The sequence below is a fragment of the Pseudomonas sp. W2Jun17 genome (assembly GCF_023127795.1).
GTDB classification, from domain to species: domain Bacteria; phylum Pseudomonadota; class Gammaproteobacteria; order Pseudomonadales; family Pseudomonadaceae; genus Aquipseudomonas; species Aquipseudomonas synxantha_A.
Genome location: NZ_SPKO01000028.1, coordinates 19441 through 19647, shown reverse-complemented (window position 1 = coordinate 19647; position 207 = coordinate 19441). Strand labels below are relative to the sequence as shown.

Here is a 207-nt window from a genome sequence, read left to right as displayed (position 1 = left end):
GCGACCGATGGAATCTCGTGGTACATGTTGAAGATCTCGCCTTCATCCATGGCCAGCGATTCGATGCAGTACTGGTAGGCGTGGGTGTGGATCGCTTCTTCGAAGGCCTGGCGCAGGATGTACTGGCGGCACTCCGGGTTGGTGATCAGGCGGTACACGGCCAGCACCAGGTTATTGGCGACCAGGGAGTCGGCGGTGGAGAAGAAG

The 207-nt window shown here is 59.4% G+C and carries 1 protein-coding gene; it reads right to left on the bottom strand.

From position 1 onward, the window contains the following. Nucleotides 1-207, bottom strand: a 207-nt coding sequence (locus tag E4O98_RS17130) for a ribonucleotide-diphosphate reductase subunit beta (protein WP_248135760.1), incomplete at both ends; no start/stop codon positions are given.